Source organism: Enterovibrio paralichthyis, assembly GCF_019209835.1.
GTDB lineage: Bacteria > Pseudomonadota > Gammaproteobacteria > Enterobacterales > Vibrionaceae > Enterovibrio > Enterovibrio paralichthyis.
In genome coordinates this window covers 34,672-51,630 of record NZ_JAHUTS010000021.1, presented here as the reverse complement: position 1 = coordinate 51,630, position 16,959 = coordinate 34,672, and the positions used below count along the sequence as shown (strand labels likewise).

The window sequence follows — 16,959 nt, the reverse complement described above, 5'->3', positions numbered from 1 at the left end:
GGGGTTCAGCTGTTTTTGACGGCCTGGTAGATGGCAAATTTGTTGTTTTTTGCCGGGGTGTTGCAATGACCGAAAGCCTCTTCAATGAAAGGCGGGTAACGCAGGAAGCTGTTGGCCACTATCATCAGCTGACCTTGACGGTTCAGGTGCTGCGGCGCGAGCTGCAGAAACCGCTCAGTGGCGGCATAGTGGGTTTTCAGACCGGCGTGGAACGGCGGATTGCTGACGATATTGTCAAATTTGCCACTGATAGCACTGTAAACGTCTGACGCTAACACTTCGCCGTCAAGATTGTTAAACCGCAGTGTTTCACGGGCAGATGCGACTGCCAGTGCGCTGATGTCTGCCATGGTGATTTGGGCCTTTGGAAAACGCAGCTTGATGGTTGCGCCAATCACACCCGCGCCACAGCCAAAATCAAACACGCTGCCAGACAGGGCTGGCAGGGTGTCGAGCAGCAACTGGGTTCCAGCATCCAGTTCACCGTGGCTGAATACACCCGGCAGGGAGCGGATAGTCAGTGATTGTTCACCGACATTGAGCGGGTAGCTTTTAAACCAGTCCTCAAGGGTAAACGGTGCCGGCGTGTTGTCGCACTGTCCCCAGTAGAAGCTGCAGCGACGGGCTGAGTCGAACTTGGTGACGCGGCCATAAGACGCGAACATTTTCTCAATGCTTTTCACGCCACTGCGGTTTTCACCGACCACGACAATTTCGGTACCCTGGCCAAGCGCCGCCATCAACATGGACAGCAAAAACTCGGCTTCGGCTTTTGCTTTTGGCCAGTACAGCAGCACCATATCAACATTGGGCTGCGCCTGATACTGTTCGCCAAACTGCACGTCAATGTTGTCAAAACGCTGCATTTGGTTTGCGTAGGCCAGGTTGGTGGTGAAGATACTGACGCTGGCTGCGGTGCCCAAAAGCTCAGTGGCAAAGCTATCTTCCAGTTCACCGGCAAGGAGAACATGTTTGCCATCAAAATACTCTAGCTGGCGTGCGGCTATTTGACTGGGTGCACTGTAAGACATGGATGCCTCGGGATTTTAAAAAATGAGGCGCGGATTCTCCCACAAACACAGGCTGGTGGGAACCGCGCCAAGCTAGGTCAGGTGTTGTCCTGCTTTTCGAGGAAGCTGTGGAATTCTGTTTCATACATCCGGAACAGAACCAACGTCAGCGAAAAGATAATGGGGCCATAAATCACCCCCATCAGGCCATAAACATGCAGACCGCCAATCAGGGAAAAGAAGATCAGCAGGGTATTCATGCCGGAGTTGCCCTGCATCAGCAGCGGGCGCAACAGGTTATCGACAGAACCCACTACCAACACGCCCCATCCAATCAGGAATGCTGCCCATTGCCATTCACCGGTCAACAGCAGGTATCCCGCCGCTGGTAACCAGATGAGCGCTGTACCTACCACAGGGATAAATGAGGCGAATGCCATCATGGTGCCCCAGAACAGTCCCGCAAACCCGGCCAGCCACATGGCAAAACCACCGACCAGGCCCTGTGCCAGTGCGGTCAGGAAAGAGCCCAGTACGGCAGATTTGGCCACCTTCTCCACTTCATCCAGCAAGGTGTCTTCCTGGGTGCGGGACAATGGGCTGACGTGGCGCAGGGTGTTAATGATCTTGTCGTGATCGCGCAGCAGGAAAAAGAGCACAAACAACATCAGGAGGAAATTGACGAATACGCCGGTGACGTCGCCCAGGATCTGAGAGCTCATGCCAATCATCTGCGAGCTCAGTGACGACAGGGTAGACGCCGCTTTGGTCACCAGCTCCTGCGGGTTGATGGATTCAACAGGCAGCCATTTGTCCACCAGTTTCAATGCTTCCTGTACAGAAGGGTCAGACAGGATCTGTTTGGCACCGCCGCTGGTCAGCCATTCATAGGCACTGGTGAAGAATGTAATTCCCTGGCGCAGAATAGCGGCGGCCACAAAAATCATCGGAATGATGATCATTACCGTCAGTAGGGTGCAGGAAAGGGTGGCGGCAATGTTGGGATGCGACTTGAGTTTATTGTCGATGCGTTCATGCAATGGGAAAAACAGCAGGGAGACAATGAATGCGAGCACAATTGAACCGACGTAGGGCGCAATCAACACATAACATGCATAGGCGGCCAGACCCAAAGCAGCGATCAGTGTCCAGTGTCGGGGTTCAGCCTTGAAAGATGATGCCACAGTAGGCTCCTTGGTATTTCTCCGTTAGCTGCGGAGAGGGATAAAGTTAGTCTTAACATAGAACGGTACTATGATACGTTGTGACAAATCAGCGAGAAAGGATAAAAAATATGGCATGTTGCGAGGGAGATTGTCAGGCAAAGAAAAGACGCAGCCGACGCCTTTGGATTTTATTCGCTGTGTGCTTGGGGTTGCTGATTGTTTTTAACTGGCAATAAAAAAGCGGAGCCTGGGCTCCGCTGTCTTTGAGTGCCAGGAAATTATTCCGCAGCCAGTTTGGCAAATGCGCGGTCTGCGGCTGCCAGTGTCGCTTCCAGCTCTTTCTCACCATGGGCAAGAGAGGTGAAGCTAGCTTCAAACGCTGACGGTGCTAGATAAACACCTTCATCCAGCATCAGGTGGAAGAAACGCTTGAAGCGTTCGATGTCGCACTGCTGAACGTCAGCAAAGCAGGTGATGCTTTCTTTGTCGGTAAAGAAGAAACCGAACATACCACCTACCTGGTTAATCGCCAGTGGAATACCGTGTTTGTCGGCAGCGGCTTTAAAGCCTTCGGCCAGACGCTGGGTAATTTGTGCCAGATGCGCTTCATTGCCTTCCTGACGCAGGGCGTTCAGGGCGGCTTCACCAGCTGCCATTGCTACTGGGTTACCCGACAGGGTGCCAGCCTGGTAAACCGGACCGGTCGGAGCAATGTATTCCATCACTTCACGGCGACCGCCAAATGCGCCAACCGGCATACCGCCACCAATCACTTTACCCAGCGTGGTCAGGTCAGGTTTGATGTTGTAGTAAGCCTGAGCGCCGCCCAGTGCAACACGGAAGCCTGTCATCACTTCGTCCAGGATGAGCAGCGCGCCAAATTCATCACACAGCGCACGCAGACCTTCCAGGAAGCCAGGCTGTGGCGGAATACAGTTCATGTTGCCCGCTACCGGCTCAACGATAATACAGGCAATGTCTTCCGGGTACTGTTCAAATGCAGCGCGTACCGATGCCAGGTCATTGAAAGTACAGGTCAGGGTATGTTTGGCAAAATCAGCAGGTACGCCCGGTGACGTTGGTTCACCCAGTGTCAGCATGCCAGAGCCTGCTTTCACCAGCAGGCAGTCAGCGTGGCCGTGGTAGCAGCCTTCAAATTTGATGAATTTGTCGCGGCGGGTAAAACCACGCGCCAGGCGGATAGCACTCATGGTTGCTTCGGTGCCTGAACTTACCATGCGCACCATTTCCATTGATGGCACCAGTTCGCTCACCAGTTCAGCCAGGGTAATTTCGCGGGCTGTCGGCGCGCCGAAGCTCAGACCGTTCTGCGCTGCTGCAATCACAGCATCACGAATGCTAGGGTGGTTGTGGCCAAGGATCATCGGGCCCCATGAGCCAACATAGTCAATGTAGGCTTTGCCATCTGCATCATAGATGTACGCGCCGTCAGCACGTTCGATGAAGATTGGATCGCCGCCCACGCCATTAAATGCGCGAACCGGTGAGTTAACACCGCCTGGAATGGTTTTACGAGCTTGTTGGAACAGTTCGGCTGATTTGGTCATGGTAATTCCTTGGCCATTGATGCTTGAATTCAAAGTCGGGGGATATTGTAAGGGAAGCAGACAGCAGTGGCGAGATGGATGATGCGGCAACCATCACATCCGGCTTAAACTTGGTGTATATTGCGGCGTAAGCATTTTACAGATGAGCAATACTTGAACGAATTAGTCGGGTATTGGATAATGCCATCAAACAGATAAGACGTTTTGTGAGGTAGAAATGAGCGATACCACTTTGCCATTGCAATTTACGGATGCAGCGGCGAGCAAGGTAAAGACGCTGATCCAGGAAGAGGAAAACCCGAACCTGAAGCTGCGCGTATACATTACCGGCGGCGGCTGCAGCGGTTTCCAGTATGGCTTTACGTTTGACGAGAACGTAAACGACGGTGATATGACCATCGAAAACAGCGGCGTTACCCTGGTGGTTGACCCGATGAGCCTGCAATATTTGATCGGTGGTGAAGTCGATTACACAGAAGGGTTAGAAGGATCGCGTTTCTTCGTTAACAACCCAAATGCAACCACCACATGTGGTTGTGGCGCATCTTTCAGTGTATAACCTCTAGTACACACTAAGGCGCCTGCTTAGGGCAGGCGGCCTTTCTAAAACGGGCCGGAAGGATCAGTGCCTGTTTCTTTCACTGCAGTACCCACGTCAGGATGAAACTACTATGGCGAATGCAGGCAAAAAAACGATCTACTTTTCCCAGCACCCCTGGATTATATCCCTGGTGCTTCTTGTGTTGTTGGTACTTTGGGTTGGCAGTGGTCACTCTCAGGAAAGCGCCACTGAAAAATCCGCACCGGAAAAAGCCCCACTGACACAGGTAGCGGTAGAAACCTTCTATTCCGAACCTGTTATCCGCACGATATCCCTTTACGGCAGGACTGCTCCCGACCGGGATGCGACCATTTCGGCCGAAGCCGATGGCCGCATTACCAAAGTGAGTGTGCGCAAAGGTGCGTCAGTGAAAAAGGGCGACCTGCTCCTGTTTATCGACAAAGGGGATCGTGAAGCGCAACTGGATCGCGCCGAAGCCCTTATGCGGGTCAGACAACAAGAATTTACCGCAGCCCGGTCGCTCAAGAAAAAAGGCCTTCAAGGAGAAGTAGCCTACTCCCTGGCAGAAGCAAATTTGGTTGAAGCGCGGGCAACCGTGAAGAACCTAAAGCTTGCTCTGGCCAATACCGAAGTGCGCGCGCCGTTTGATGGCATCGTGGATGATGTCATGGTGGAAGTGGGGGATTACCTCGGCGTGGGAGACCCTATGGCGATACTGATTGACCTCAATCCCCTGATTGTGACTGTGGATGTCAGCGAGCGCCATATCAACCAAATTGACGGAACGCTGCCGGCCAGGGTGCAACTGGTTAATGGCATCGATAAAGAAGGCACACTGCGTTACCGCTCCAGTATCGCCTCACCCGCCACCAATACATTTACGGTAGAGCTGGAAGTCTCCAACCCCGATCAGAAACTGCCTGCCGGTATCAGTGCGGAAGTCGACCTTGCGCTTGAACGTGAGCAGGCGGTGAAACTCAACCCTTCCCTTTTGGCGCTGGATGAGAAAGGTAACCTCGGCGTCAAAACGCTCGCGGGGGACAAAGTGGCGTTTATCGGCGCCAATGTTGTCAAGGCTGAACAAAACGGGGTCTGGCTCTCCGGATTGGGAGACAAGGTCGATGTGATCACCCGTGGTCAAGGTTTTGTCCGCGACGGTGATGCGGTTGAGGCAGTGCGTCAGCCAGCGGTTCAATAACAGGAACATCACATGAGAACCTTGATTGATGCGTCACTGGCCCGTACCCGCACCATGGTCACACTGCTGCTGTTTTTGCTGGTGGCGGGGATCAACACTTACCTCACCATACCCAAAGAGTCCGATCCGGATATCACCATCCCGGTGATCTATGTGTCCGTCAGCCACGAAGGTATCTCTCCGGCGGATGCTGAGCGTCTATTGGTTCGTCCGATAGAGCAGGAGCTCCGCTCTATTGAAGGCATCAAAGAGATGACCGCCACCGCCTCTGAAGGCCATGCTTCGGTCACGCTGGAGTTCAACGTGGGCGTCGATCTCGACCAGGCCATGGCGGACGTACGTGAAGCCGTGGATTTGGTCAAACCCCGCCTGCCGGATGACAGCGACGAGCCAACCGTCAATGAAGTCACCTTTGCCAATATGCAGCCCGTGCTTTCCATCGCCCTATACGGCGATGTGTCTGAGCGGGCCATCGTCCGTGTCGCCCGTGAGCTTCAGGAAACGCTGGAAGGCTTCAAACAGGTGCTGGAAGTGGACATTGCCGGTGACCGTGATGATGTGGTTGAAATCATTGTTGAGCCGCTGCTGCTCGAAAGCTACGGGCTCGATCAGCAGGATATATTCAATCTGGTGGCACGGAACAACCGTGTGGTCGCTGCCGGATATGTGGATACAGGTTACGGCCGCTTCTCCGTCAAAGTGCCGTCTGTTTTTGAAACGGTTCAGGATGTGTTGACCCTGCCCATCAAAATTGATGGCTCGCGGGTCGTCACGGTGGCTGACGTGGCCGAGGTACGCCGAAGTTTTAAAGACCCAGAAAGTTTTGCTCGTTTGGATGGAAAGCCTGCGGTAGTGTTGGACGTAAAAAAACGCGCCGGGGAAAACATCATCGAGACGGTAGAGCTGGTCAAGGCGGTGATGGCCGAAGCGCAGCAAACCGTCATTTGGCCGCAGGCACTGCAGGTGAAATATACCTGGGATGGCTCTGAAGATGTGCGCCTGATGCTGACAGATCTGCAAAACAATATCCTCTCGGCAATCTTGCTGGTGGTGATTGTTATCATCGCGATTCTGGGTGCACGGACGGCGTTTCTGGTTGGCGTTTCCATTCCCGGCTCTTTCCTGACTGGCTTAGTGGTGCTCTCGCTGGCAGGATTGACCATCAATATCGTGGTGCTTTTCTCGCTCATCATGGCGGTTGGTCTGTTGGTGGACGGCGCTATTGTAGTCACCGAATACGCCGATAGGCGGATGCGTGAAGGTATCCAGCGAACTCAGGCATTCCGGGAAGCGGCGCACCGTATGGCTTGGCCCATCATTGCCTCGACAGCAACCACACTGGCGGCTTTTGCGCCCCTGCTTTTTTGGCCGGGGATCACCGGCGAATTTATGGGATACATGCCGCTTACCCTGATAGCGACCCTGTCTGCCTCATTGGCAATGGCTCTGTTATTTGTGCCTGTACTGGGAAGTTTAATTGGTAAGCCATTGCCACTATCAAGCGAGCAACAGGCGAGAATCCATGCGCTGGAGGACGGGGACTTCTCGAAGGCGCAGGGGATTACCAGGGCATATATCAACACGCTTTCCATCGCCATCCGTCATCCCGTGAAAATATTGATCGCAGCTTTGCTGGTGGCCGCCGGCGTCGGGTTTGCCTATGCCAAATCCGGTCTGGGCACTGAATTCTTCCCGGATGTGGATCCGCCGTCGTTTAACATCAAAGTACGTGCTTATGGTGACCTTTCTATCTATGAGAAAGACGCGTTGATGAAAGAAGTCGAACAGCGCGTCCTCGGCATGGATGAAATTGAAAGCGTATATACCCGAACCGGTGGTCAGGATGAGATTGGTGTCATCCAGATGAAGCTGGTAGCGTGGCAGGAGCGCCGTAAAGTGGCGTTTATCATCGAAGAGTTGCGGGAGAAAACGGCCGATATTGCCGGGATAGAGCTTGAGTTTAAAAAGCCCCAGGCCGGGCCACCGAGCGAGCATGACCTGTCAATTGAAATCAGTGCCGCGAACAGCCAGTTGATTGCCCCCGCCGCGCTTCAGGTCAGGGCGCTACTGGAACAAAGTCCGGCTTATACCAATTTCAGCGATACCCTGACTAAGCCAGGCATTGACTGGTCTATCGATATTGACCGGGAAGATGCAGCGCGTTTCGGTGCCGATGCTACCCTGGTGGGTAACACAGTACAGTTTGTGACGAATGGTCTGAAAATTGGGGATTACCTGCCGGATGATGCCAGTGAGGAAGTCGATATTCTGGTGCGCTATCCCGAGGATAAGCGCGATATCGGGCGCTTTGATGAACTCAGGGTGAAAACCACCTATGGCCTGATACCGATCACCAACTTCGCCAGGATCAAGCCTGAGCAGAAACAGGGCAATATTGACCGGGTTGATGGTAAACGGGTGAGCAAGGTGATGGCGGACATGGCCGAAGGGTATAACCTCAGCCTGGAATTGCCGGGCCTCAATGAACAGATTGAAGCGCTGGGTCTGCCTCATGACGTGAAAGTGACAATACGGGGGCAGAATGAGGAGCAGGACGAAAGCTCTGCCTTCCTGATGACGGCATTCCTTGCAGCGCTTGGCGCAATGGCGATTATTCTGATCACTCAGTTCAACAGTTTTTATCAGGCGTTTTTGATCCTGAGCGCCGTGCTGTTTTCAACCGTGGGGGTATTCCTTGGCCTGTTGATATTCCAGCGTCCATTCGGCGTCATCATGTCCGGGGTCGGGGTGATTACTCTGGCGGGCATTGTGGTGAACAACAACATTGTGCTGATTGATACCTACAACGTACTGCGAAAACGCGGGCTGGAGAAAGTGGATGCCATTTTGCGCACCGGTGCCCAGCGTCTGCGTCCTGTGTTGCTCACCACGGTTACGACCATCCTGGGCTTGATGCCTATGGTACTGGAGATGAATGTTGATCTGGTTAACCGCGGCATTGAGTTCGGTGCGCCGAGCACCCAGTGGTGGTCACAACTGGCGACCGCAGTGGCTGGTGGACTGGCATTTTCAACGGTACTGACCCTGGTGCTGACGCCCTGTCTGCTGATGCTGGCAAGAGAGCGAAGTAAGGCGAACAGCGAAGACGAAGATAACCATGATATTCTGGTCGATCCACAAAGCGAGGGGAAAGCCGGGCAGTCAGCCGCATACCGGGAAGCAGAACTTCAGTCCTAGCCGGAACAAAACGAAAAAAAGCAGCAAAAAAATGCTGCTTTTTCTTTTGGAGCCAACCTAGGACGCTATTCGCTCGATAGTGCCGATAGAGGCCAGAAGCTGTTCAAATTTATTCAGCTGCGCCATACGGTCTTTCGCCAGTTCGATAAACGCAGTTTTCTCTTTGCCGGTCAGTGACTTTGATTGTGGCAGTTTCACCGTACGCGGATTCTTGTGCACACCGTTCACCAAAAATTCATAGTGCAGATGCGGGCCCGTTACGCGCCCGGTTCCCCCCAGGGTACCAATGGTTTGTCCCTGTTTTACACGCTGACCGGTTTTCACCTTGCGTTTAGTGAGGTGCAGATACTTGGTGATGTACGTGGAACTGTGTCGGATAAACACATAGTTGCCGTTGAACTTGTTGTAGGCCGATTTCATCACTACGCCATCACCGGCTGCCCAGATAGGGGTGCCAACTGGCGCGACGTAGTCCGTGCCGCGGTGTGCTTTTACTGCGCCGGTAACCGGGTGCAGGCGGCGGGGATTGAAGTTCGAGCTGACATAGCGGAAGTTAACCGGCGAGCGCAGGAACGCTTTTCTCATCGCTCGGCCTTTTTCGTCGTAATACTTGCCGGATTCTGAGCGGATCGCGGTAAAGGTTTCACCCTGGTTAGTGAATGTGGCAGCCAGAATGTCGCCGCGGCCAATCATTTCGCCTTCCACCAAACGCTCTTCAAACAACACGGCAAATTTGTCGCCTTGGCGAATATCCAGCGCGAAGTCGATATCCCAGCCGAAAATACCGGCGAGTTCCATAATTTGGTTGGCATTGAGCCCGGCATTGACCCCGGCATTCCAGAAACTGGATGTGATAGTGGCCGAGGCGAAATTGACCTGGGTATCTACCTGTTTGGACTCTTTTTTCGAGAAAAATTCGTCACCAATACGGGTAACGATCAATCTTTCGTTGGCATTTTTAGGTTGTACCAATTGGGTGAAAAGGCCGTTTTCGTCAAAGCCGAGATGAATTTCATCACCAATTTTCAGCGATGCGAGGGATTTGGTTTCCGTGTCACTGTTAATTAAACGGTAAAGCGTCGTTGGGCTGATGCCGACGCGGTCGAATATACCGGCCAGGCTGTCACCAGCCTGTACTTTGAATTTTTGCCATTCCAGCGGCGCGTTGGCCGAGACATTGCGCTGCTCATTTTCAGGAGGCAGCAGGGCAACCGTGTCTAAAGGAACAGGATATAACTTTCCAACCTCAAACTTTGCGTCAGGGTGTTGGGCAGGAGTTTTCGTTGGCAACAGGATAAGCAGTACCACAAGGGCACTGATCGCCATGATCAAGATTTGGTGGAACCTTGGTAGCGCAGCAATATGTTTAACAGGCATTAAAAACAGTCGTTATAAAAATGAACGTTGTGGGGATAACGTTGATGCCAACTCCCTCGATAAAACCGATTGGCCGGTAAATCCCTTGTTGTATCTCTATCCAGACGCTGGAACTCGAGAGCATTCAGGTTGTTTGGATATAACAAGTCTAACTGCTTTCAAAAACCATCGCTATTCAAGTAGTATGTCGGCTTACTAAAAAATGCCGATTCTGTGGGAGCGATTAAATATGGCAAGCATTGAAGCTGCGCTAGCTGAAATTAAGCGTGGCGTTGAGGAGTTGATTCCTGAAGCGGAACTCATTGCAAAACTGAAAGAGAACCGTCCTCTTCGTATCAAGTTGGGCGCGGATCCAACGGCACCGGATATTCATCTGGGTCACACAGTGATCATGAATAAACTGCGTGCCTTCCAGGAGCTGGGCCATGAAGTTATCTTCCTGATCGGTGACTATACCGCGATGGTAGGCGACCCAAGTGGTAAAAACACCACCCGTCCACCATTGACGCGTGAACAGGTTCTGAAAAATGCAGAAACCTACAAAGAGCAGATCTTTAAGATTCTTGATCCGGCAAAAACCCGCGTGGAATTTAACTCAAGCTGGCTGAGTGAGCTGGGTACAGATGGCATGATCCGTCTGGCTGCAAGCTCCACCGTTGCCCGTATGCTTGAGCGTGACGATTTCAAAAAACGTTACAGCAGCAACCAGCCAATCGCTATTCACGAGTTCATTTATCCGCTCCTGCAAGGTTATGACTCAGTCGCGCTGCAAGCTGACGTTGAGCTGGGCGGTACTGACCAGAAATTCAACCTGCTGATGGGCCGTGAACTGCAAAAGCAAAATGGTCAGTCGCAACAAGTTGTGATCACCATGCCTCTGCTGGTGGGTCTGGACGGCGTGAAGAAAATGTCCAAATCGGCGCACAACTACATCGGTATCAGTGATACGCCGACAGAGATGTTCGGTAAGATCATGTCTATCTCTGATGATCTGATGTGGAACTACTACGAGCTGCTTTCTTTCCGTCCGCTGGAAGAAATTGCCCAGTTTAAAGACGACATTGCAAACGGTAAGAACCCGCGCGATGTGAAGATCCTGCTGGCAAAAGAAATCATCGCGCGCTTCCATTCAGAAGCAGATGCAGATGCTGCAGAAGCTGAGTTTATCAACCGCTTCCAGAAAGGTGCGATGCCGGATGAAATGCCTGAGTTCTCTTTCGAGCAAGGCGCAGCGATTGCCAACCTGCTGAAAGATGCCGGTCTGGTGGCGTCAACCTCTGATGCGATGCGTCAGATCCGCGGTGGCGGTGTTCGTATCGACGGCGAGAAAGTTGAAGATACCAAGCTGGTACCGGCAGCGGGTACCGCAGTTTACCAGGTTGGTAAACGCAAATTTGCCCGTATCACGCTGGCATAATCTGAGAAAGGGCGCCGATTGGCGCCTTTTTCTTATCTAACGATAAGCTCCCCTTTCGCTAAGCTGTTTTGCGCTTAGTTAGCTCCCGAACTTAAAGTGTGTAGTCATTACGGCTTTCCGCTTCATCGGACAAGTACTCGATGAACTCCCACTCAATGCCATCCGCGTCAAAGAAATAAGCGCGTTTGCGGGCGGGATGGGTTTCATCAAATGACACTTCTTCATAGCCTGCTTCGTGCAATCTTTGGGCGGCTGACTGCGCATCGCTGACCACCAGACCGATATGGTTTACCCCTAACTGGCGGTAAGGAATGCGCTCGACCGGTTTGTCTATCACCACTTCTTGCAGAGCGATATAGCTGGTGTCTGTGCCGATATGGCACCAGTCATAAAGTTCGCTGCATCCTTCCCCACGGACATGAAAATCAGGCAGGGCGGTTTGCAAAAAATGGATGGTGTTTTTCAGATCGCTCACTGTGATATTGGCGTGTTCGACGTAACTGTTCATGGCGGTGCTTTCCTTTGGCTATGTAAAGTTATTTGTTTATATAATAGGCTGGTATCGAGTTAAGTAAAGTTAGTGGTTTACTTAATTGCTGCAATTGCTACACAGAAGTGGAAAGTTGAGACAGCGAATAGGTTTGGCGTGAAACACGGTGAGAACGTGCTTAAGGTTTTGGCGCAATGAAAAACGCGCCCTGAGGCGCGTTCCAGTGAAGAAGAAGGAGGCGTTACTTTCCGCTGCCAAAAACCGGAAGGGATAAGTGCCAGCGAATCGCTGCAAGCCGGATAAGCAGGGTGGTGATCATGCCTGCGATGGATGCCAGTTCAACATCCGCATTGGCAGCGAGCGCCAGGGTATGCATCATGCCGCCGGCAATACAGGCGGTGGCATACACCTCGGTGCGGAAAATCATTGGGATTTCGCGCGCCAGTACGTCACGGATAATACCGCCGCCGCAGCCAGTCAGCACACCCATGATCACAGCAACCATTGGCGATGCGCCATAGCTCAGCGCCTTATCGACACCAATCGCAACAAACACGGCTAGACCAATCGCATCGGCAACCGGCAGGACGTACCAAGGCAGGCGACGGGGATGACGGATCAGCACAATCGACAAGACACACGTGGCGAGGATAACCCAAAGATATTCGGTTTGGGTGACCCAGAACACGGGTGTGGCACCCAGAACCATATCGCGGATAGTGCCCCCGCCAATGGCTGTCACCATGGCCAGTACAATCATCCCGAAGGGATCCATTCGAAGTTTACTGGCAAGCAGCACGCCGGAAATAGCAAACACGGCAGTACCGAACATGTCCAAGATATAGAGAAGCATAACGCGCTGTTTCATCCCTTATTTCAGTTAAGCGCGCGCGATTTTACGTAAAAGATCCTTACGGGCAATCGGCGACGTCACGCGGTGCGCTGCCAGTGTTTGAATTAGTGACCGAGATCGCTTCTTACGCTGTCCAGAGCGGCACAGATTTGCTTCACCGCTTTCAGTGCGCGTGGTGTTGGCCGGTTAAGCCAATCCCCTGTTATGGCAAAGATAGCGTGGTTTTTTACTGCGGGGACAAAGTCTTGCCATTTCTCCCAGCTTTGTGGCACTTGAGTATTGGCGGCAGGGTAGAAAATGGCTTGTGGCGCTTTTACCACAATCTGCTCGATGTTGACCTGAGGATAGGGCGCTGCACTGCTGGCAAAGATGTTCTCGCCGCCGCAAAGTGAGAAAAGGGGCTGAGGCCAGTGTTCACCATTGTTTGTTAGCAGCGGGGAATCACTCAATTGGTAGAAGTAGGGGACTTTCACTTTTCCTTGCTGACTGGCTTCAATTGCTGCCAGCTCTTTACGAACTGCGTCCGCACGCGCTTTTGCCACCGAAGGATCGGCTGACCATTTGCCGAGTTTTTCAATGTTATCGGCAGCGTCATACAGCGAATGGGGATTGGAGTAAAACACCTCAATACCGAGCCGCTCAAGCTTAGCCAATTCTTTATCAGGATTTCCGCCTTTCCATGCCAGCACCAAATCAGGCTTTAGGGTTACAACCCGCTCAATATTGATGCCACGGTAGTTGGCAACCTGCTCCAATTCCAGTGCTTCCGGCGGATAATCACTATGCGCGCTGACCGCGATCAGGTTGTCACCCAGTCCGGCTTCATAGGCAAGTTCTGTGGTGTGTGGGGACAGGCTGATCACGCGCAGCGGCGCTGCCACTGCCAGTGTTGGCAGCAGAAGTAAGGCAAATAAAAATCTGGACATCATAATAATCCGTGGGCGAACCACATCAGGAAACTTTGGATAAGCAGCCACAGCAGGGCTTTTTGTTTCAGCGACTGGTTGAGCAGCGCCAGATGCAGAGCGGAAGGGGAGATCTCACCGCCAATATTGGGACGTGGGCATTTTTCGCTGTCGTAAATCGCAGGGCCACCCAGGGAGAGCTGGAACTTGGCGCCGGTTCCGGCAAGCAGCCAGCCTGCACCGTTCGCAGACCACTCCTGTCCCTGTTTTCGGATTGCGGTCAGTGCCGGTTCAAAGCGGTGTCCGGCGGCTATCAACAAGGCAAACAGTCTTGATGGAACCCAATCTAACAGAGCCAAAAAGGATGCTGCGGGCAGGCCAAATTCGGCGAATTCAAAGCGGCGTGGTGGCCAGGCGCGGGTCAGTTGTACCACCAGCGCGTAGAGAAATGCGCCTATGCCTCCGGCAATGGCATACCAGAACAGCACGCCAATCAGTCCTCGTGCATAGCCTATCAGCAAGGTTTCACACCCCGCCTTGGCAATGCCAACAGGAGAGAGTGATTGCGTTTCACGGTTCAGCGCCTTGGCGAGCAAGGTACGGGCTAGTGGTTTGTCTTCGCGTGTCAGTGCCTGTTCGATTTGTATAGCGAGTCGCGTCAGCGGTTTCCAGCCAAGTGCAAACCAGAGCAACAGGCCATCGAAAAGCCAGTTAATCCAGACCAGTTGCTTCAAGGCAAGCAGCAATACAGCAACTGTCAGCCACATAATAGCCATGGCTAAAAGGCCGGAGAGTTTCTGTTGCTGTGGGTCGTCTTCGAGGTGATTGACTTTGGCTGAGATGGCATCAGCGACACGCCGCCAGAGGGTAAGCGGGCTGATATCGGCAGGCACCGGAAAAAACCAGTGCAAAAGAAGAGCTCCCCACATCGCGAGCAAGGCGGTGTGATCCAGCAAGGCGTCAAACGGCGTGGGGAGATCGGTCATTATGCTTTCAGCAGCTCAACCATTTTCTCAACCATGGCGCTTGAGCTTTTCGCCGCCAGTGGCAGGAACTCGTCAAACGTCATTGGTGATTCTTTGTCGGCAACGTCAGAAATGGCACGTACAACCACAAACGGCACTTTGAACTGGTGACACGCCTGTGCAATCGCTGCTGCTTCCATTTCTACCGCAATCACGTTCGGGAAATGCTGACGGATGAAGTTTTGTTTTTCCGCAGTGTGAACGAATGCGTCACCGGTGCAGATCAGGCCACGTACCGCGTGAGGAGCTGGCTCCATGGCTGCGAGCGCTTGCTCGGCAACGTCCATCAGTTTTGCATCAGACGCGAAAGTCGCTGGCTGGCCAGCCATTTGACCCATGGTGTAACCAAATGCAGTCACGTCAGCATCGTGGTAAGCCACGTCTGTTGAGATAACCACGTCACCCAGGTTCAGGCTGGCATCAAAACCGCCCGCAGAACCGGTGTTGATCACTACGCTAGGTTTGAAGCGCTCCAGCAAGACAGAGGTGCCTACGGCCGCGGCCACTTTACCGATGCCTGACTGCAGCAGTACCACATTGGTGCCGTTCAGATCGCCGGTGTAGAATTTGCAGCCTGCAATTTCCTGCAACTGGCAGTTATTCATTTTGTTTTTCAGCAGGGTAACTTCCTGCTCCATCGCGCCGATAATACCGATTTTCATCTTGTTGCTCGTCAGAATTTAAGTGTTTAACGAAGTGTATCATGAGCCAAAATAGGGGCGAAAAAAAAGTGCCTTTACAGGCACTTTTCAACGCGATGCTCACAGTGGATTAAAGCTCGAGATAATCGAGGATCCCTTCCGCCGCTTTGCGCCCTTCGTCGATGGCGGTCACTACCAGATCGGAGCCGCGCACGGCATCGCCACCAGCGAAGATTTTGGCATTGGTAGTCTGGTAGGCGAACTCTGATTGTGCTGGAGCCTTGATACGTCCCCATTGATCCAGTTCGACACCGAAGGGTTCCAGCCATGTCATTTTGTGTGGCTGGAATCCGAATGCCATGATGACGGCATCGGCTGGCAGGATGTGCTCACTGCCTTCCACTGGCTGCGGACGTCGGCGTCCGGCTTCGTCCGGTTCGCCCAGTTCGGTTTTCACCACTTTGACACCACAGACGTTGCCGCTGGCATTCAGCTCAATACCCAACGGCTGGAGGTTGAACATAAAGTTCACCCCTTCTTCGCGCGCGTTTTTCACTTCGCGGCGGCTGCCCGGCATGTTGGCTTCATCGCGGCGGTAGGCACAAACCACACTTTTCGCACTCTGGCGGATAGAGGTGCGGACACAGTCCATCGCGGTATCACCGCCCCCCAGTACCACCACTTTCTTGCTTGCCATGTTGATGTATGGCGGCGCGTTTTTGGTCAGCTCCATCACACGGTAAGTGTTGGCAATCAAAAACGGCAGGGCATCAAAGACCCCCGGCGCTTCTTCGTTTGCAAGACCCGCACGCATTGACTGGTAGGTGCCGACGCCAAGGAAGACGGCATCAAACTCGTCAACCAGTGACTGCAGTTCGACATCTTTGCCGACTTCGGTGTTGAGGCGGAATTCAACGCCCATTTCGCTGAACACACGCTGGCGGTTACGCATCACGTCCTTTTCCAGCTTGAACGACGGAATACCAAAGGTCAGCAGGCCACCAATTTCCGGATAGCGGTCAAACACCACAGGTTTGACGCCATTGCGCACTAGCACATCCGCACAGGCAAGGCCAGCAGGGCCTGCACCGATAATGGCGACTTTTTTGTCTGTCCACTGCACACCGGACATGTCCGGCTTCCAGCCCATCTCAAACGCTTTGTCGGTGATGTATTTTTCGATATTACCGATGGTCACCGCGCCAAAGTCGTCATTCAGTGTACAGGAGCCTTCGCAAAGCCTGTCTTGAGGACAGACTCGGCCACACACTTCCGGCAGGCTGTTGGTTTGGTGTGACAGTTCAGCTGCTTCGAGGATGCGTCCTTCATTGGCGAGTTTCAGCCACTGCGGAATGTAGTTGTGTACCGGACATTTCCATTCGCAGTACGGGTTACCGCAGTCGAGGCAGCGGTCTGCCTGCGCCGTTGCTTGCTTATCGGTGAAGGGCTCGTAGATTTCTACGAACTGGGTTTTACGGGTTTTGACGGCTTTTTTGCGCGGGTCGATGCGCTGCACGTCGATAAACTGATATACGTTCTGGCTCATAGG

Annotated in this window: 14 protein-coding genes; 4 read left to right on the top strand and 10 right to left on the bottom strand. The window is 53.0% G+C overall.

Annotated elements, in window-relative coordinates:
* Positions 1 to 5: 5 nt before the first annotated feature.
* From rsmC to hemL, 3 genes are all read right to left on the bottom strand, one after another.
* Complete coding sequence (gene rsmC, locus KU854_RS19255; RefSeq protein WP_218359978.1) at positions 6 to 1,031, bottom strand: 16S rRNA (guanine(1207)-N(2))-methyltransferase RsmC; 1,026 nt, start codon at positions 1,029 to 1,031, stop codon at positions 6 to 8.
* Positions 1,032 to 1,108: 77 nt separating this feature from the next.
* Entirely contained in the window at positions 1,109 to 2,194 is a 1,086-nt protein-coding gene (locus tag KU854_RS19250) for an AI-2E family transporter (RefSeq protein ID WP_054779918.1), read from the bottom strand.
* 260 nt (positions 2,195 to 2,454) lie between these two features.
* Positions 2,455 to 3,744 (bottom strand): glutamate-1-semialdehyde 2,1-aminomutase, encoded by a 1,290-nt coding sequence (gene hemL, locus KU854_RS19245; protein ID WP_218359977.1) that lies wholly within the window; start codon positions 3,742 to 3,744, stop codon positions 2,455 to 2,457.
* A gap of 217 nt (positions 3,745 to 3,961) precedes the next feature.
* Here hemL and erpA point away from each other — a divergent pair, with 217 nt between their 5' ends.
* The 3 genes from erpA (at position 3,962) to KU854_RS19230 (ending at position 8,702) form a co-directional block, all read left to right on the top strand.
* The gene (gene erpA, locus KU854_RS19240; RefSeq protein WP_054779919.1) at positions 3,962 to 4,303 is read left to right on the top strand and encodes an iron-sulfur cluster insertion protein ErpA; all 342 of its coding nucleotides are present in this window, start codon (positions 3,962 to 3,964) and stop codon (positions 4,301 to 4,303) included.
* A gap of 112 nt (positions 4,304 to 4,415) precedes the next feature.
* Positions 4,416 to 5,504: an efflux RND transporter periplasmic adaptor subunit gene (locus KU854_RS19235; RefSeq protein ID WP_218359976.1), complete on the top strand. Its 1,089-nt coding sequence runs from the start codon at positions 4,416 to 4,418 to the stop codon at positions 5,502 to 5,504.
* A 12-nt stretch (positions 5,505 to 5,516) separates the two neighbouring features.
* Positions 5,517 to 8,702 carry an efflux RND transporter permease subunit gene (locus tag KU854_RS19230; RefSeq protein WP_218359975.1) on the top strand — a complete coding sequence of 1,062 codons (3,186 nt, stop codon included), beginning with the start codon at positions 5,517 to 5,519 and terminating at the stop codon, positions 8,700 to 8,702.
* Between the two features lie 57 nt (positions 8,703 to 8,759).
* Here KU854_RS19230 and KU854_RS19225 read toward each other — a convergent pair whose 3' ends face one another.
* Complete coding sequence (locus KU854_RS19225; protein WP_218359974.1) at positions 8,760 to 10,079, bottom strand: peptidoglycan DD-metalloendopeptidase family protein; 1,320 nt, start codon at positions 10,077 to 10,079, stop codon at positions 8,760 to 8,762.
* A gap of 229 nt (positions 10,080 to 10,308) precedes the next feature.
* Here KU854_RS19225 and tyrS point away from each other — a divergent pair, with 229 nt between their 5' ends.
* Positions 10,309 to 11,496, top strand: a complete 1,188-nt coding sequence (gene tyrS, locus KU854_RS19220) for a tyrosine--tRNA ligase (protein WP_218359973.1) — start codon at positions 10,309 to 10,311, stop codon at positions 11,494 to 11,496.
* 91 nt (positions 11,497 to 11,587) lie between these two features.
* Here tyrS and KU854_RS19215 read toward each other — a convergent pair whose 3' ends face one another.
* The 6 genes from KU854_RS19215 to KU854_RS19190 all read right to left on the bottom strand — a co-directional run bounded on the left by KU854_RS19215 (position 11,588) and on the right by KU854_RS19190 (position 16,956).
* Positions 11,588 to 12,004 (bottom strand): VOC family protein, encoded by a 417-nt coding sequence (locus KU854_RS19215; RefSeq protein ID WP_218359972.1) that lies wholly within the window; start codon positions 12,002 to 12,004, stop codon positions 11,588 to 11,590.
* 223 nt (positions 12,005 to 12,227) lie between these two features.
* The gene (locus tag KU854_RS19210) at positions 12,228 to 12,839 is read right to left on the bottom strand and encodes a TRIC cation channel family protein (RefSeq protein WP_218359993.1); all 612 of its coding nucleotides are present in this window, start codon (positions 12,837 to 12,839) and stop codon (positions 12,228 to 12,230) included.
* Between the two features lie 104 nt (positions 12,840 to 12,943).
* The gene (gene btuF, locus KU854_RS19205) at positions 12,944 to 13,765 is read right to left on the bottom strand and encodes a vitamin B12 ABC transporter substrate-binding protein BtuF (protein WP_218359971.1); all 822 of its coding nucleotides are present in this window, start codon (positions 13,763 to 13,765) and stop codon (positions 12,944 to 12,946) included.
* Positions 13,765 to 14,730 (bottom strand): cobalamin biosynthesis family protein, encoded by a 966-nt coding sequence (locus KU854_RS19200; protein ID WP_218359970.1) that lies wholly within the window; start codon positions 14,728 to 14,730, stop codon positions 13,765 to 13,767. The genes btuF and KU854_RS19200 overlap by 1 nt, the downstream gene beginning before the upstream one ends.
* Entirely contained in the window at positions 14,730 to 15,431 is a 702-nt protein-coding gene (gene mtnN / locus KU854_RS19195) for a 5'-methylthioadenosine/S-adenosylhomocysteine nucleosidase (RefSeq protein WP_218359969.1), read from the bottom strand. The genes KU854_RS19200 and mtnN overlap by 1 nt, the downstream gene beginning before the upstream one ends.
* A 109-nt stretch (positions 15,432 to 15,540) precedes the next feature.
* Positions 15,541 to 16,956: an FAD-dependent oxidoreductase gene (locus KU854_RS19190; protein ID WP_218359968.1), complete on the bottom strand. Its 1,416-nt coding sequence runs from the start codon at positions 16,954 to 16,956 to the stop codon at positions 15,541 to 15,543.
* Positions 16,957 to 16,959 lie beyond the last annotated feature (3 nt).

Excerpts from the sequence above, each read along its gene's own strand:
- rsmC (WP_218359978.1), bottom strand. The coding sequence starts at position 1,031 with ATGTCTTACAGTGCACCCAGTCAAATAGCCGCACGCCAGCTAGAGTAT.
- hemL (WP_218359977.1), bottom strand. The coding sequence starts at position 3,744 with ATGACCAAATCAGCCGAACTGTTCCAACAAGCTCGTAAAACCATTCCA.
- erpA (WP_054779919.1), top strand. The coding sequence starts at position 3,962 with ATGAGCGATACCACTTTGCCATTGCAATTTACGGATGCAGCGGCGAGC.
- KU854_RS19235 (WP_218359976.1), top strand. The coding sequence starts at position 4,416 with ATGGCGAATGCAGGCAAAAAAACGATCTACTTTTCCCAGCACCCCTGG.
- KU854_RS19230 (WP_218359975.1), top strand. The coding sequence starts at position 5,517 with ATGAGAACCTTGATTGATGCGTCACTGGCCCGTACCCGCACCATGGTC.
- KU854_RS19225 (WP_218359974.1), bottom strand. The coding sequence starts at position 10,079 with ATGCCTGTTAAACATATTGCTGCGCTACCAAGGTTCCACCAAATCTTG.
- tyrS (WP_218359973.1), top strand. The coding sequence starts at position 10,309 with ATGGCAAGCATTGAAGCTGCGCTAGCTGAAATTAAGCGTGGCGTTGAG.
- KU854_RS19215 (WP_218359972.1), bottom strand. The coding sequence starts at position 12,004 with ATGAACAGTTACGTCGAACACGCCAATATCACAGTGAGCGATCTGAAA.
- KU854_RS19210 (WP_218359993.1), bottom strand. The coding sequence starts at position 12,839 with ATGCTTCTCTATATCTTGGACATGTTCGGTACTGCCGTGTTTGCTATT.
- btuF (WP_218359971.1), bottom strand. The coding sequence starts at position 13,765 with ATGTCCAGATTTTTATTTGCCTTACTTCTGCTGCCAACACTGGCAGTG.
- KU854_RS19200 (WP_218359970.1), bottom strand. The coding sequence starts at position 14,730 with ATGACCGATCTCCCCACGCCGTTTGACGCCTTGCTGGATCACACCGCC.
- mtnN (WP_218359969.1), bottom strand. The coding sequence starts at position 15,431 with ATGAAAATCGGTATTATCGGCGCGATGGAGCAGGAAGTTACCCTGCTG.
- KU854_RS19190 (WP_218359968.1), bottom strand. The coding sequence starts at position 16,956 with ATGAGCCAGAACGTATATCAGTTTATCGACGTGCAGCGCATCGACCCG.